This window comes from Pseudarthrobacter sp. rb (genome assembly GCF_056389225.1).
Window position 1 is genome coordinate 36,087 of record NZ_JBWJAR010000007.1, and the last position, 13,123, is coordinate 49,209.

At 67.1% G+C, this 13,123-nt stretch carries 14 protein-coding genes; 9 read left to right on the forward strand and 5 right to left on the reverse strand.

Going from position 1 to position 13,123, the window contains the following annotated elements; genetic code table 11:
- From ACWRN3_RS11040 to ACWRN3_RS11055, 4 genes are all read left to right on the forward strand, one after another.
- Positions 1–744, forward strand: a complete 744-nt coding sequence (locus ACWRN3_RS11040) for a DUF5998 family protein (protein ID WP_476740673.1) — start codon at positions 1–3, stop codon at positions 742–744.
- Positions 744–1,970: an alkaline phosphatase family protein gene (locus ACWRN3_RS11045; RefSeq protein WP_255175184.1), complete on the forward strand. Its 1,227-nt coding sequence runs from the start codon at positions 744–746 to the stop codon at positions 1,968–1,970. The genes ACWRN3_RS11040 and ACWRN3_RS11045 overlap by 1 nt, the downstream gene beginning before the upstream one ends.
- Positions 1,963–2,703 carry a thymidine kinase gene (locus tag ACWRN3_RS11050; RefSeq protein ID WP_476740674.1) on the forward strand — a complete coding sequence of 247 codons (741 nt, stop codon included), beginning with the start codon at positions 1,963–1,965 and terminating at the stop codon, positions 2,701–2,703. Before ACWRN3_RS11045 ends, ACWRN3_RS11050 begins: the two co-directional genes overlap by 8 nt.
- Before the next feature lie 112 nt (positions 2,704–2,815).
- A complete protein-coding gene (locus tag ACWRN3_RS11055; protein WP_476740675.1) occupies positions 2,816–4,276 on the forward strand; it encodes an HNH endonuclease signature motif containing protein in 1,461 nt (486 codons plus the stop codon).
- Positions 4,277–4,320: 44 nt separating this feature from the next.
- Here ACWRN3_RS11055 and ACWRN3_RS11060 read toward each other — a convergent pair whose 3' ends face one another.
- The 3 genes from ACWRN3_RS11060 to ACWRN3_RS11070 all read right to left on the reverse strand — a co-directional run bounded on the left by ACWRN3_RS11060 (position 4,321) and on the right by ACWRN3_RS11070 (position 6,983).
- Complete coding sequence (locus tag ACWRN3_RS11060) at positions 4,321–4,908, reverse strand: dihydrofolate reductase family protein (protein ID WP_476740676.1); 588 nt, start codon at positions 4,906–4,908, stop codon at positions 4,321–4,323.
- A 124-nt stretch (positions 4,909–5,032) separates the two neighbouring features.
- Positions 5,033–6,364 (reverse strand): septation protein SepH, encoded by a 1,332-nt coding sequence (gene sepH, locus ACWRN3_RS11065; RefSeq protein ID WP_476740677.1) that lies wholly within the window; start codon positions 6,362–6,364, stop codon positions 5,033–5,035.
- A 130-nt stretch (positions 6,365–6,494) separates the two neighbouring features.
- On the reverse strand, positions 6,495–6,983 hold the full coding sequence (locus ACWRN3_RS11070; RefSeq protein WP_224025711.1) for a DUF3093 domain-containing protein: 489 nt from the start codon (positions 6,981–6,983) through the stop codon (positions 6,495–6,497).
- A 116-nt stretch (positions 6,984–7,099) separates the two neighbouring features.
- Here ACWRN3_RS11070 and dut point away from each other — a divergent pair, with 116 nt between their 5' ends.
- The 4 genes from dut to ACWRN3_RS11090 all read left to right on the forward strand — a co-directional run bounded on the left by dut (position 7,100) and on the right by ACWRN3_RS11090 (position 9,562).
- Positions 7,100–7,618, forward strand: a complete 519-nt coding sequence (dut, locus tag ACWRN3_RS11075) for a dUTP diphosphatase (RefSeq protein WP_364400151.1) — start codon at positions 7,100–7,102, stop codon at positions 7,616–7,618.
- Positions 7,619–7,726: 108 nt separating this feature from the next.
- On the forward strand, positions 7,727–8,440 hold the full coding sequence (locus tag ACWRN3_RS11080; RefSeq protein WP_476740678.1) for a DUF3710 domain-containing protein: 714 nt from the start codon (positions 7,727–7,729) through the stop codon (positions 8,438–8,440).
- Between the two features lie 100 nt (positions 8,441–8,540).
- The gene (locus tag ACWRN3_RS11085; protein WP_369693209.1) at positions 8,541–8,792 is read left to right on the forward strand and encodes a single stranded DNA-binding domain-containing protein; all 252 of its coding nucleotides are present in this window, start codon (positions 8,541–8,543) and stop codon (positions 8,790–8,792) included.
- On the forward strand, positions 8,789–9,562 hold the full coding sequence (locus ACWRN3_RS11090) for a DUF3159 domain-containing protein (RefSeq protein ID WP_476740679.1): 774 nt from the start codon (positions 8,789–8,791) through the stop codon (positions 9,560–9,562). The genes ACWRN3_RS11085 and ACWRN3_RS11090 overlap by 4 nt, the downstream gene beginning before the upstream one ends.
- 24 nt (positions 9,563–9,586) lie before the next feature.
- Here the strand turns inward: ACWRN3_RS11090 and ACWRN3_RS11095 are convergent, their stop codons facing one another.
- Both ACWRN3_RS11095 and ACWRN3_RS11100 read right to left on the reverse strand, forming a co-directional pair.
- Positions 9,587–10,345 carry a potassium channel family protein gene (locus tag ACWRN3_RS11095; protein WP_324644797.1) on the reverse strand — a complete coding sequence of 253 codons (759 nt, stop codon included), beginning with the start codon at positions 10,343–10,345 and terminating at the stop codon, positions 9,587–9,589.
- Positions 10,342–11,016 (reverse strand): potassium channel family protein, encoded by a 675-nt coding sequence (locus ACWRN3_RS11100; protein ID WP_476740680.1) that lies wholly within the window; start codon positions 11,014–11,016, stop codon positions 10,342–10,344. Before ACWRN3_RS11100 ends, ACWRN3_RS11095 begins: the two co-directional genes overlap by 4 nt.
- Before the next feature lie 118 nt (positions 11,017–11,134).
- Here ACWRN3_RS11100 and ACWRN3_RS11105 point away from each other — a divergent pair, with 118 nt between their 5' ends.
- Positions 11,135–13,111, forward strand: coding sequence for an APC family permease (locus ACWRN3_RS11105; protein WP_255175194.1), 1,977 nt, complete (start codon positions 11,135–11,137; stop codon positions 13,109–13,111).
- The last annotated feature ends 12 nt before the right edge of the window (positions 13,112–13,123 follow it).

The window sequence follows — 13,123 nt, forward strand, 5'->3', positions numbered from 1 at the left end:
ATGAGCTTCCAGCCTCCCGCGTCGGCGCCCGAAACGCCCGGAAACGAAAACCAGGCAGTCCGCCAGCACAGCTCACACAACCACGGAGTCCAGGGCCAGAGCCTGGAGGACGCGCTGCAGAAGGCCGGGTTCTACCCGCGCCTGGTGTCTGATGTTGTTGACGACGCCCTGGACGGCCGGGACTGCGTGGCGCACCTGGTGCACCTGGAAACGCACTTCGACCGGGCAGAAGTGCGCCGCCACATCACGGTCCTGGTCCTCACCGCGGACATGCTGGTCATCACCCATGTGGACGACCAGCAGCTGGATGAGGCGGGGGAGCAGATCGTCGCCCAGATCTCCACCGAGTCCGTTCCCGTGGCCCAGATCAGGTCGGTGGTGCTGAGCTACATGTACGCGCAGCCGCAAAACTACAAACCGTCAGACCCGGTACGGGAACTGACACTGACCATCGCGTGGTCCGGCGGCCAGCGGCTGGACATGGGTCCGGCCAGCTGCGGCGATCCGCAGTGCGAAGCGGACCACGGCTACACCGGAACCATCGCGCAGGAGGACATCGTGCTCCGGATCAGCGCCGAAGCGGACGGGCTGCAGGCCGTGCAGGACGCCAAACTGTTTGCCCGGGCCCTGCGCGCGGTCAACACCGGTTCCGCCGCCCCTCTATCCCACGCCCAGTCCATGGCGCCGCGGCCGCGCTCCGGAGTGTTCGGCAACCGGCTCAGCCGCGGGCACCAGCAGCGCTGATGCCGGAAGACCGCCACCACGCCGTACAAGCCTCCGGACGCACCCCCGACCTTCCGCCTGCTCCCGCCTACGGGCATCGTTCCATCGCTGAAGTACTGACCAGTGCCACGGCAAGCCTTGGGGTGGAGGGTTTTGCCAATGCCCTCGGATTCCCTGCCGCCTCACGGGTCTGCGTGGTACTCGCGGACGGACTGGGCCGGAACCTCCTCAAGCAGAAATCCGCCCACACCCCGTTCCTGCGCTCTGTGCTTCAGGCCGGGCAGGGCGACGTCCCGGTGTGGCTGGACTCCGCCTTCCCCTCCACCACCGCAGCGGCCCTGTCCAGCTTTGGGACCGGGCTTCCTGCCGGCCAGCACGGCATGGTGGGCTACGACGTCCTGGACCCTGACCAGGACAAGGTGGTCAACCTGCTGGGGAACTGGGATCCGGGCGTGGACCCGTCCGCCTGGCAGCCGTTCCCTACCGTGTTCGAACGGATCGCCGGACAGGTGGACGTCAGCACCGTCAGCCTCTCCCAGTTCGACGGCTCGCCCATGACCCGGGCCGCACTCAGGGGCGGCAGGTTCATTCCGGGGACAACCGCCCATGCCCGGACCGCCGCCGCCGCCGAAGCCATGGCAGCATCCGGCCCGTCCCTCATGTATTTCTACGTCAACGACCTGGACAAGGCCGGGCACCGCTACGGCTGCCGCTCCGAGCAGTGGGAACACCAGCTGGAAGAGCTCGATGCCACTGTCAAGCGGCTCAACTCCACCCTTCCCGCCGGCACCACCATCCTGCTCACGGCAGACCACGGGATGCTGGACGTGGCCGAACCGCAGCGGATCGATTTCTCCACGGACCCTGCCCTGGTGGAGGGCGTCCGCCACACGGCAGGTGAACCACGGATGGTCCACCTGTACCTGGCGGACTCCGATGCCGCCTCTGACGGTGCTGAGCGGCTTATCGCTGCCTGGAAGGCGCGGTTCGGAGACCGGATCTGGGCCTTCACCCGCGGTGAAGCCGTTGCCGGAGGACTCTTTGGCGAGGATGTCCGGCCCGCTGTCGAAGGCAGGATCGGTGACGTCATGATCGCGGCGCGGGACGCCGTCGCGCTTTACGATGGCCGGCGCATGCGGCCGACTGCCATGGAGGTGGTGGGCCAGCACGGCTCACTGACCAAGGCCGAGCGGGAGGTTCCGCTGCTCTGCTTCACGGCCGAAGGAAGGAACCGCCGGCGTGGCTGAGCTCATCTTCTTCTCCGGCACCATGGACTGCGGAAAGTCCACCTTGGCGCTGCAGATGGACTACAACCACCGGGCCCGCGGCCGCGGCGGGGTCCGGTTCAGCCGCAACGACCGCGCCGGGGAGTCCCGGATCTCCAGCCGCCTGGGCCTGGAGACGGACGCCGTGGAGGTGCTGGACACCACCGACTTCTGGGAGGAAGTCATGATCCGCCGCACCCAGGGGCAGCGTGTTGACTACCTGATCTGCGACGAAGCCCAGTTCTACACGCCCGAACAGGTGGAGCAGCTGGCCAAGGTGGTGGACGAGATCGACGTGGACGTCTTCGCGTTCGGCATCACCGCTGATTTCCGCACCAGGCTGTTCCCTGGTTCGCAACGCCTGATCGAGCTCGCCGACCGGGTGCAGGTGCTCCAGGTGGAGGCGCTGTGCTGGTGCGGCCGCCGCGCCACCCACAATGCCAGGACGGTCGACGGCGTCATGGTCACCGAGGGCGCCCAGGTTGTGGTGGGCGACGTGGACATGGTGGTTGACGCTGCTGTCCCCGAGGCCGGGCACGTGCCTGTGGTGGGGTACGAAACCCTGTGCCGGCGACACTTCATGCGGCGGGTGACGGCGCACGGCGCATCTCTGATGGCGCAACAGGACCAACTGCTGCCGTTCGACGTCGATGCCTGCCTTTGGCACGGCTCCGGCGGACCCGGCGAGGGCCGGGGGACAGGCCCGAAGGGCTGACCCTTCCCCGCACGCACCGGCACTTCCGCACCGGCACCTCCATTCCGGGAAGCAGAAGCGCTCCCTTTCGCCTCCGACTCAAAATGTCGTACCCCCTTGTCATGATGGGTTTATGGCGAAGGCAGCGGTGGTGAAGGCTTTTGGGGATATCCGTGCTGCCCTTGCTGTGTTGAATGCTGAGGTTGATGCCGTGGTGGATGGGGCCGGTGTGGTGCCCTTTTCTGCGGCTGACCCTCTTGCTGGTTTGGCGGAGGGTTGCCTGGAGATTTTGGCCGGGTCCCGTGAGGTGGAGGCCGGGATCGCAGGTTTGAAGGCCAGGGCCGCCGTTGGGTACGCGGCCACCGCCTGTGCCGTTGCGGGCCCGGATGTTCCGATGCAGGCGCAGGAGATGGCGGCCGCGGCGGAGATCGGGTGCGTTTTGGCGCTTGGTCCGCGAGCGGCGGGTTCGTTCCTGGCCACCTCCCACGCCCTGACCACGGGTTTGCCGCGGACGCTGGAGGCTTTGCAGGCCGGGGCGATCTCCTGGCAGCACGCGGTGGTGATGGCCGGTGAGACAGCGTGTCTGGACGCTGTTGGGGCTGCGGCGTTGGAAGCCCATTTCCTGGACCCGGACGCACCGGACCCGGCACGGGGGTGCCCGGTGGGGCAGCTTCCGGCGCACCGGTTCAAAGCTAAGGCCCGCACCTGGCGGGAACGCCACCAGGCCGGGTCCATCGAACAACGCCACGCCAAAGCGGCGGCGGACCGGCGGGTGGAGTTCCGGCCGGACCAGGACGGGATGGCCTGGCTCTCCGCGTACTTGCCCGCGGACCAGGCCCAGGCCGGGTGGAACCGGCTCACCGCGACCGCCCGGGCCCTGCAGGGACCGGATGAATGCCGCACCATGACCCAGCTCCGGGCCGACACGTTCGCCAACGCAATCCTCACCAACGGCACCGCAGTCAACGATGCCAGGGGCGGCGCGGGAACTGACCAGCAGTCGCCGATCCGGGCGCAGGTGCTGGTCACGGTCCCGGTGTTCTCCCTGATGGGCCTGACCGACGAGCCGGCGATGCTGGACGGGTACGGTCCCATCCCCCCGTCAATGGCCCGGGAACTCGTCGACTCCGGTGCGGCGTCGTTCTACCGGGTGCTGGTAGACCCGCGGGACGGGGCACCATTGGAAATCGGCCGGACAAGCTACAGGGTCACCGGCGCCATGCGGGCCTGGTTGAGGATGCGCGATGGGAAGTGCCCGTTCCCGGGGTGCAGCAACAACTCCCTGGACAACGACGCCGACCACATCCTCGCCTGGCACAAGGGCGGCACCACCGGAATCAGCAACTTGGGACAGCCCTGTCCCAAACACCACAAACTCCGACACACCACCGGATGGAAACCCACTCCCGCCACGAAAAACGAACCACCCGGCTGGACCTCACCATCGGGTCGGCATTACCCCAGCGACCACCAGGACTGGGAACCTGCCCAATGGCCACCGGGATGGCCATCAGTGTTCTTGCCCGAGGCCCGCAACAAGCCTGGAGAACGGAGCCTTCTGGAAGATGCCCTCCTCCAACACCTTGCCGTGTGACGCGCCCATTTGCGGCGCACTGCCGGGTTGAGCAGTGCTGATTGCTACTGGGGCGTCCGGCGGTAGCGGATGTGGGTTGCCAGTGGCGAGTGGAGTACCTCGACGGGTTCGAAGCCAAACGATTCAATGCCGTCAAAAATCCGTTCACCCGAACCGAGTAAAACCGGAGCGATGTCCAGGGTGAGCTCGTCGATCACGCTGGCGGCCAGCGCCTGACGGACGGTGGATGCTCCACCGGCGATATCCACTCCCTTGTCCCCGGCCGCCTCGACCGCCGCTGCGTACGCCGCATCGAAGCCCTCGGTGACAAAGTGGAAGGTAGTCCCGCCCTCCATCTCGATCGGATCATGCGGGTGATGGGTGAGGACGAAAACGGGCGCGTGGTAGGGCGGCTCGGGGCCCCACCATCCGCTCCAATCCTCGTCCCAGTCCCCGCGGACGGGACCAAACATGTTCCGGCCCATCACGTATGCGCCCCGCGGGCGCATCAGCCAATCAGCCGCGACCCCGTTGGCCTCGTTGGCGCGGGGATCGCCGATGTGCCATCCGTGGAGTTCCAGCCCCCGTTTGCCCAGCGGGTTCTCGCGGCTTTGGTCAGGCCCGGCGACGAACCCGTCCAGGGACATTGACATGTGGCAGGTGGTGTCCGGCACCGCGAACCTCCAGGGGTAAGTGCAGCTTCTGACCGATGGTGTGCGGGGAGCCTAGCATGCAGCAGTTGGAGGAACTACCCCTGAAGGTGCCGGGAGAGAGCCTTTAGTCGCTCCGTGTGCCGAAGACGATCTCGTCCCAGGACGGGACGCTGGAACGCTTGGGCCGTGCAGGCCGTTCCGGCGCCTCGGTCTCGGGCAACTGCCCGGTAGAGGGGGACGCGTCGTTCTGCTTGGGTGCCGGGCGGCGGGAATTGCTGCCCAGCAGCTCATCCAGCCCGGCGCCGCCGGAGTTGCCGGACCCGGCAGCAGGCGCGGAACCCGACGGCTTCTGTGGGGACGCCGCGATGGTGATTTCCCGGGTGTCGGTGCTGACGCCGTCGTGGAGCCGCAGCGCGTCATCATGGCCGTCCCGGTGCGGCGGAAGCAGGCTCAGCCTCGAGAGCATGGACGGCCTCGCGTCACGGCGCCGGATGAACGAATCCCCCTGGGCGGCCGGTGCGTCCTGCTGACCGTCCTGGGATTCGGGGTCCTCCGATTCCGGCTCAGGAGCTGCCTCGGCGGCTACCTCGGAAGGCCGTGGGTGGGCAGCCGGGACGCCGTGGGCCAGGAGCAGCGCCAGGGCGTCGTCCGAATCCTCGTCCACGCCCAGCCGCTGTCCGCGCCGTGACCGGAGCATGTCCAGAAGGCCGTCGGATTCTTTCCCGGCGTCCTGGGCAGGACCCTGGCTGCCGGGAGAAGTCTTCGCGCTGTCTGCGTCAGTCTCAAAATCGAAGGGGCGGTCGGAAACCGCCGTGAGGCGGCGGGCGGGAACAGGACCGTCCAAAGGTTCGAGTTCGCTCAGCTGCTGCGCCCAGCGGTTGGTGTTCTGCAGCGATTTGCGTCCGGGGCTGAAGGTCCACAGCGCGGGCGGTTCCTCCCCGATTCCCGAGGTCCCGCCGGGTTTGGCCTCAAAGTTTGCCGAGACAGTCCATGTGCCGTCCTGGCGCCGCCACGAGTCCCATTCCACGGTGGCTGGGTCGATGCCGTGGGCCGAAAGACGGTGGGCCACCATGTCGTCCAGCGTCGCCGGGTTGTCGCCGAACGCAGACCGGTAGACGTCGTGGCCGGGGGAGGGTGCCGCGACTTCAACCTTCCGTGCCTGCTGCGCAACGTACTCGCGCTCCGCCAGGACCGGGCCCTCGTAGCGCTCCACCTTGGCCAGCGGCATCCCGGACAACTCCGCGACGTCGGCAGCGGTGGCACCGGCACGGATCCGGGCCTGGATATCCCTGGGGGACATCGGAACAGCAGGCCGCTCCGTCCGCGGTTTCGCCGTGGACCGGCTGGCCGTCCTGAGGGCATCATCGATCGGCAGCTGGAACATCTCGCCGCCGGCCCCGCTCAACAGGAGATGCGTCCCGTCGTCGTGCACGCCTACAAGCCGTAGATCCTGCATACAAATCCTCCACCCTGGCATTACTATCAACCGAAACTCTGCCACCCGGCGGTGCGGATTTGGCTCAAGAGGCAGGGCGCGCCGTGATTTTCCGCCGGATCAGGGCCCGGGCGGGGAGTTAACGGCAGTGTCAGCGGCGGGCCAGGGCTGCCGTCAGCTGGTCCGGGTGGCGGGTCGAGGCCAACCAGTAGGGGGTCCGGTCGGCCGGGTCGGTGATTTCGATCTTCACCACCGGATCGATCCAGCCGCGGATGCAAAGGTAGGCCAGCCCGTTCAGCCGGGTGCCGCGCTCCGCCGTCGCTTCGCCGGACGTGAACTGCTGCACACCGCCCACAAAGCGGCGTTCGATGGTGGCCCGTCCAACAGTGAGGGCGTCCGGCGTCACCGTAATGGCCGGGGTGGAAAGGACCAGGAGGACAGTGATGATGGCCAGGAGTACCAGTGCCGCGGTGTAGCCCGCTGCCATGCTGATGGGGGCGAAGACCAGGATGCCGGCCGCGGAGACACCGGCTGCGATAACCCAGATCCAGGCGTTGGGCCACAGCTTCTCCCGGTAAATAACCGGTCCGCCAGTGGAGGGGGTGCTGGGAACGGACGCGGGCGAGCTTGATTCGGGCATAGCCCAAGCTTTCCACCTTTGGCCCGCTATTTCACCTTGGAGCAAGCCTCCCGGCCGGCGCCGTGGCCGCGGGCTCCTTAGGACTGATTCGGGGGCGCGGGTTAGAGTGAGTGACTGTGACTGATCATCCCGCCACGGTAGACCTTGTCCCGGACGCAGCATCACCCGCCCCTGCTGCCCCCACCCTGCAGGTCCAGTTGAAAATGCTGGATCCGGAGCTGGAAGCGCCCTCCTACGCACATCCGGGCGACGCCGGCGCAGACCTCCGTGCCCGCGAGGACGTGGTGCTGCTGCCGGGGGAGCGCAAACTGGTCCCCACCGGCGTCGCCATCGCACTTCCGGACGGGTTCGTGGCGCTGATCCACCCCCGCTCAGGCCTGGCCACCAAGCACGGCCTCACGATCGTCAACGCGCCCGGCACCGTCGATGCGGGCTACCGGGGCGAGATCTCGGTGACCCTGCTGAACACCGACTCATCCCAGCCGATAGAGCTGCGCCGCGGCGATAGAATTGCCCAAATGGTCATCCAGCGGGTGGAGTACGCCCAGTTCATTCCTGTCAGCGAGTTGAGCGGTTCCGTGCGCGGCACGGGCGGCTTTGGGTCCACCGGCGGTTTCAACGTTCCCGGAGCCTGACACCAGGACGCACCCGCTGCCACGCCAGCACGCACGACGGCGGGACCTCCGCGGTTCCGACCGGCACCATTCAGAACTGGCACATTTTCAGGATTAAGGAGTCACCCCATGGTCTTTGGGCTCGGCAGGAAAGCAAAGAATGAAGAGCCGGCGCAGCCGGCCGACGAGCTGACGGTTGCGGAGGCCGGAGAAGGCGAACCGGGCACTGCCGCCCGCCGCCAGGACGGCCCCTTCGACGAGTCCGAGATCAGCAGCCGCGACGGCTTTGTTGACCTCGGCGCCCTGCTCATCACACCGAGCGAGGGCCTTCAGCTCCGCCTCGAGGTGGAAGAGGCAACGCAGCGGGTAGTGGCAGTCACCCTGGACCTTAACGGCTCCAGCCTCCAGCTGCAGGCTTTCGCCGCCCCCAAGACAGAAACGCTCTGGGATGAGATCCGCGAACAGATCGGCCAGTCAGTCGGCGCGCAGGGCGGCCAGGTTGAAGAGGTTGAAGGCGCTTTCGGCACCGAACTGGTGGCCAAGCTGCCCGCCGGACTTCCGGACGGCAGCCAGGGCTACCGGGTGGCCCGCTTCATCGGCGTCGACGGTCCCCGCTGGTTCCTGCGCGGCGTCCTGGGTGGACCCGCGGCGCTGGAACGCCCCGCCGCGGAACCGCTCGAGGCCCTGTTCCGGCAGGTTGTGGTGGTCCGCGGGGACAGCCCCATGCCGCCCCGCGATCTTCTGCAGCTGAGGCTGCCCAAGGACGCTTCAGCCACTCCTCCGCCCGCCGCACCCACCTTGGAGGAGCCCGAACGTGGTCCCGAAATTACCCAGATCGGCTGAGTCCCCACAGGGCGGGCCCACGCAGTCACCGCATGGGATTACGCCGCTGGGCCAACTGCCCGACCGGGGCCGCGTCACCTGCCAGGGACACATTGACTCCGTGACATTTGTACCTGCCGACCGGACTGCCGAATTCAGCGCCATCGTTTCGGAGGATGACGCCGCACGTCCCGCCGCTCCCGGACAGGTCAGGCCACCGCGGCTCCGCGTCGTCTGGCTGGGCCGTCGCCGGGTGCCGGGCATCGAAGCAGGTGCGGAAATCCGGGTTGAGGGGATGCTGGCCCGCGGCAAGGACATGCCCACCATATTCAATCCCCGCTACGAGATACTGTCCCGCCAGGAGAACGAATGACCGCGCACCAGCCCGAACAGCCCACCGGACCTGAAAACCCTGGCAGGAACGGGCAGCAGCAGGGCGGGCCCCAGGCTCCAGGTCCGTCCCCGGTCGCCGGGCTCGCCGCTGAGTATGCTGCCAAAGCCGGGCTCCACCGCACCCACGACGGACGCGTGGATGTCCTGCGGAGCGCCGGGGGAGTGCAGGGCATTGCGGAGAGCATCGTTCCCGGCCTTGTATTCCTGGTGGCGTTCACCATCACCCGCGAGCTCACCCTGTCCCTGGTGGCCGCCCTGGCGTCGGCTGCTGTGTTCACCGTGGTCCGGCTGGTGCAGCGGCGCCCCCTGACCCAGGCGCTGGCGGGGGTGGCCGGCGTTGGCATTTCCGCCTGGCTGGCCAACACCACCGGAAAGGCGGAGGACTTCTACCTTCCCGGCTTCTTCACCAACGGCGCCTACATCCTGGCGATGGTGCTTTCCATCGCCGTCAAGTGGCCCGTTGCAGGCCTCCTCTTCGGCTTCATCCGGAACGAGGGCGTGGAGTGGCGCAAGGAACCGGCCCGGGTCAAGGCATACCGGCTGGGCACGTGGATCATCGTCGCCGTCCTCGCGCTCCGGCTCATCGTGCAGGTGCCCCTCTACCTCATGGGCACAGACGGCCTGGCCGCTCTCGCCACCACCCGCCTCATCATGGGTGCGCCCCTGTACATCCTCGGGATCTGGGTTGCGTGGCTGGTAACCCGGCCTGCTCCGGCCGACGCTGAAGCCGGCGCAGACCGTACGGCCTGACGCCCAGGCTGCGGGGCGCCCGGCCTAGCCGTCGAAGCCGTCGTCGTCCAAAGCATGGCCGTGGCCGCCCGCGGTGGCCGGCTGACCGTTGCCCGCAGGCTGTTCCCCGGCGTCGATGCTGCCCGGAGCTGAGGAGAGCAGCTCCCGCAGTCCGTCCTCGGCAGCAATGGTGGTGACGAAGAAGAGTTCGTCGCCGCCGTCAATGACGTCGTCCCGGGTGGGCGTGATCGGCGCCTGGTCGCGCAGGATGGCCACCAGGGTGGCGTCCTCGGGCCAGTGGATGTCTCCCACGGTCATGCCGATGACGTGGGAGTCGTGGGGCACAGTGAATTCCACCAGGGACGCCACTCCGGTCTGCAGCGTCAGCAGGCGGACCAGGTCACCGATCTCCACTGCCTCCTCCACGAGGGCGGTCATCAGCTGCGGGGTGTTGACGGCCACGTCGACACCCCAGGAGTCATTGAACATCCAGTCATTCTTCGGGTTGTTCACCCGGCCCACGGTGCGGCCAACACCGAACTCGGTCTTCGCCAGCAGGGACACCACCAGGTTCACTTTGTCATCGCCCGTTGCGGAGACCACGACGTCGGCGTCCTCCACTTTGGCGCCCTGCAGCGTGGAGAGCTCGCAGGCGTCGCCCACCAGCCAATGCGCGCCCCGCAGGCCGCTGCGGCCGATCACCTCGGGTTTGAGGTCGATGAGGAGAATCTCGTGCTTATGCGCCAGCAATTCCCTGGCGATGGATGACCCGACGCTGCCGGCGCCGACGATAACGACTTTCACTGATACTCCTTGGCGGGGGCTTTGGCGAGGATCTGGGCGATCTGGGCGCTGCGGTCCACCTGCAGCATGGCGTGCACGGTGTCACCGTCCTGGTACGCCGTTCCAGCGTCAGGCAGCAGGCCCTCGCCAAAACGGGTGACGTAGGCCACCCGGACATCGGCGGCCTTCTCAATGCTGCTGATCCGGTGCCCGATCCATCCGGCGTCCAGGTCCAGTTCAGCCAGGACCAGCCGGCCCGAGGGCTCGCGGAAATCACCGGCGAGATGTTGTTCGGGAAGGATGCGGCGCAGCACCTGGTCCGCGCTCCAGCGGACGGCGGCCACCGTGGGGATGCCCAGGCGCTGGTAGATCTCGGCGCGTCCCGGATCGTAGATCCTGGCGACGACATGCGGAACGTGGAAGGTCTCGCGGGCAACCCGGGTGGCCAGGATGTTCGAGTTGTCACCGCTGGAAACGGCAGCGAAGGCATGGGCCTCGCCAACTCCTGCCTGCTTGAGGGTCTCGCGGTCAAAGCCCACACCGGTCACCTTCCGGCCGGTGAAGCCCTGGCGGAGCCGGCGGAACGCGCGGTCATCCTGGTCGATGATGGCCACGGAATGACCGGCATCCTCCAGCGTGTGCGCCAGCGTTGCCCCCACCCGGCCACATCCCATGATCACGAAATGCGCCACCGTATCTCCTTTGTATCTAAGTCAGGATCGTGCAGCTAGAACTCTACCGGCATGGCCCTTGTTAGGCCTGGCAGCGGCCCGTCATGACATCGTCCGCGAATCAGACTAGCTTTGTGGGGTGTTGACAATACTGAACGCCGTCAAACGCGTGCTGGTGGGCAGGCCCTTCCGGAATGACCGACTGGCCCACACCCTGCTTCCCAAGAAGATCGCATTGCCGATCTTTGCGTCCGATGCCCTCTCGTCCGTAGCCTACGCACCGGACGAAATCCTGCTCACCCTGGCACTGGCCGGTGTCAGCGCGGTGGCGATCTCGCCCTGGGTCGGCCTGGCGGTGATGGTGGTGCTGCTGACCGTGGTGGCCTCCTACCGGCAGAACGTGCACGCGTACCCGTCAGGCGGCGGGGACTACGAGATCGCCAACGAGAACCTGGGCAAGTATGCCGGCCTGACGGTTGCCTCGGCCCTCCTGGTGGACTACGTCCTGACGGTTGCGGTGTCCATGTCGTCGGCAGCGGCGTACCTCACCACGGCTGTACCCTCGCTGCACGGCGAGCAGGCCGTCATCGCCACGATCGGCGTCGTCATCCTTGCCCTGGTGAACCTGCGCGGCATCAAGGAGGCGGGCAGCGTCTTCGCTGTCCCCACCTACATCTTCATGGCGTCCATCCTCGGCATGACCGCGGTGGGCATGTTCCAGGCCGCCACCGGGCAGTTGGGGCAGGCGCCGTCGGCTGCGTTCACCATCGTTCCCGCGGAGGGCTTCGACCAGGGCCTGGTGGGCCTGGCCGGGGCCTTCCTGCTGCTGCGGGCCTTCTCCTCGGGCGCCGCGGCGCTGACCGGCGTCGAAGCCATCAGCAATGGCGTTCCCAACTTCCGGCACCCCAAGAGCAAGAACGCAGCCACCACGCTGCTGCTCCTGGGCGTGATCGGCGCCGCCATGCTGGCGGGCATCATCTACCTGGCAAACGCCACCAAGGTCCACATTGTGCTGGACCCCGCCAAGGAATTCCTGCTGAACGGCAGCCCGCTGCCCGAGGGTTACATCCAGAACCCGGCCATCAGCCAGATCGCGCAGACCATCTTCGGCGAAGGGTCCATCCCCTTCTACATCGTGGTGGCCGCCACCGGCGTCATCCTGGTGTTCGCCTCCAACACCGCCTTCAACGGCTTCCCGGTCCTGGGTTCCATCCTCGCCCAAGACGGCTACCTGCCCCGCCAGCTCCGGACCCGCGGCGACCGGCTCGCTTTCAGCAACGGCGTGCTGGCCCTCGCGGCCGGCGCCCTGGTGCTCATCATTTCGTTCGACGCGGACGTCACCAAGCTCATCCAGCTCTACATCGTCGGCGTCTTCATTTCCTTCACCCTCAGCCAGCTCGGCATGATCCGGCACTGGGGGCGCGAGCTGAAACTCGCCAAGGACAAGGCGGTCCGGCGGAAGATGATCAAGTCCCGGACCATCAACAGCATTGGATTCGGCATGACCGGACTGGTGCTGGTCATCGTCCTCATCACCAAGTTCCAGCAGGGCGCCTGGATTGCCCTGCTGGCCATGTTCATCCTCTTCCTGATCATGTGGAGCATCCGGGCCCACTACGACAACGTCGCCAAGGAACTCGCCGTGGACGAGGACTCCTCACCGCGTGCCCTGCCCACCAGGGTCCATGCCGTCCTGCTGGTCTCGCACGTCCGCAAGCCCGTGCTGCGGGCCCTGGCCTATGCGCGTGCCTCCCGCCCCTCCCGGCTGGACGCCATTACCGTGGACATCGACCCGGACGAGACCGCACACACCATCGCGGACTGGGAAAAACTCGAGATCCCGGTGCCGCTGACCGTCCTCGCCAGCCCGTACCGCGAGACAGTCACGCCCATCATGGACTACGTCAAGCAGATGCGCCTGGATTCCCCACGGGACCTCGTGGTGGTCTACATCCCGGAGTATGTGGTGGGCAAATGGTGGGAGCAGCTGGTGCACAACCAGACCGCCCTCCGCATCAAGACCCGGCTGCACTTCGAACCGGGAGTCATGGTGGCCAGCGTTCCCTGGCAGCTCAAATCCTCCGAAGAAGCCAAGAACCTCCAGGATGTCCAGTGACCGCCAACCCTT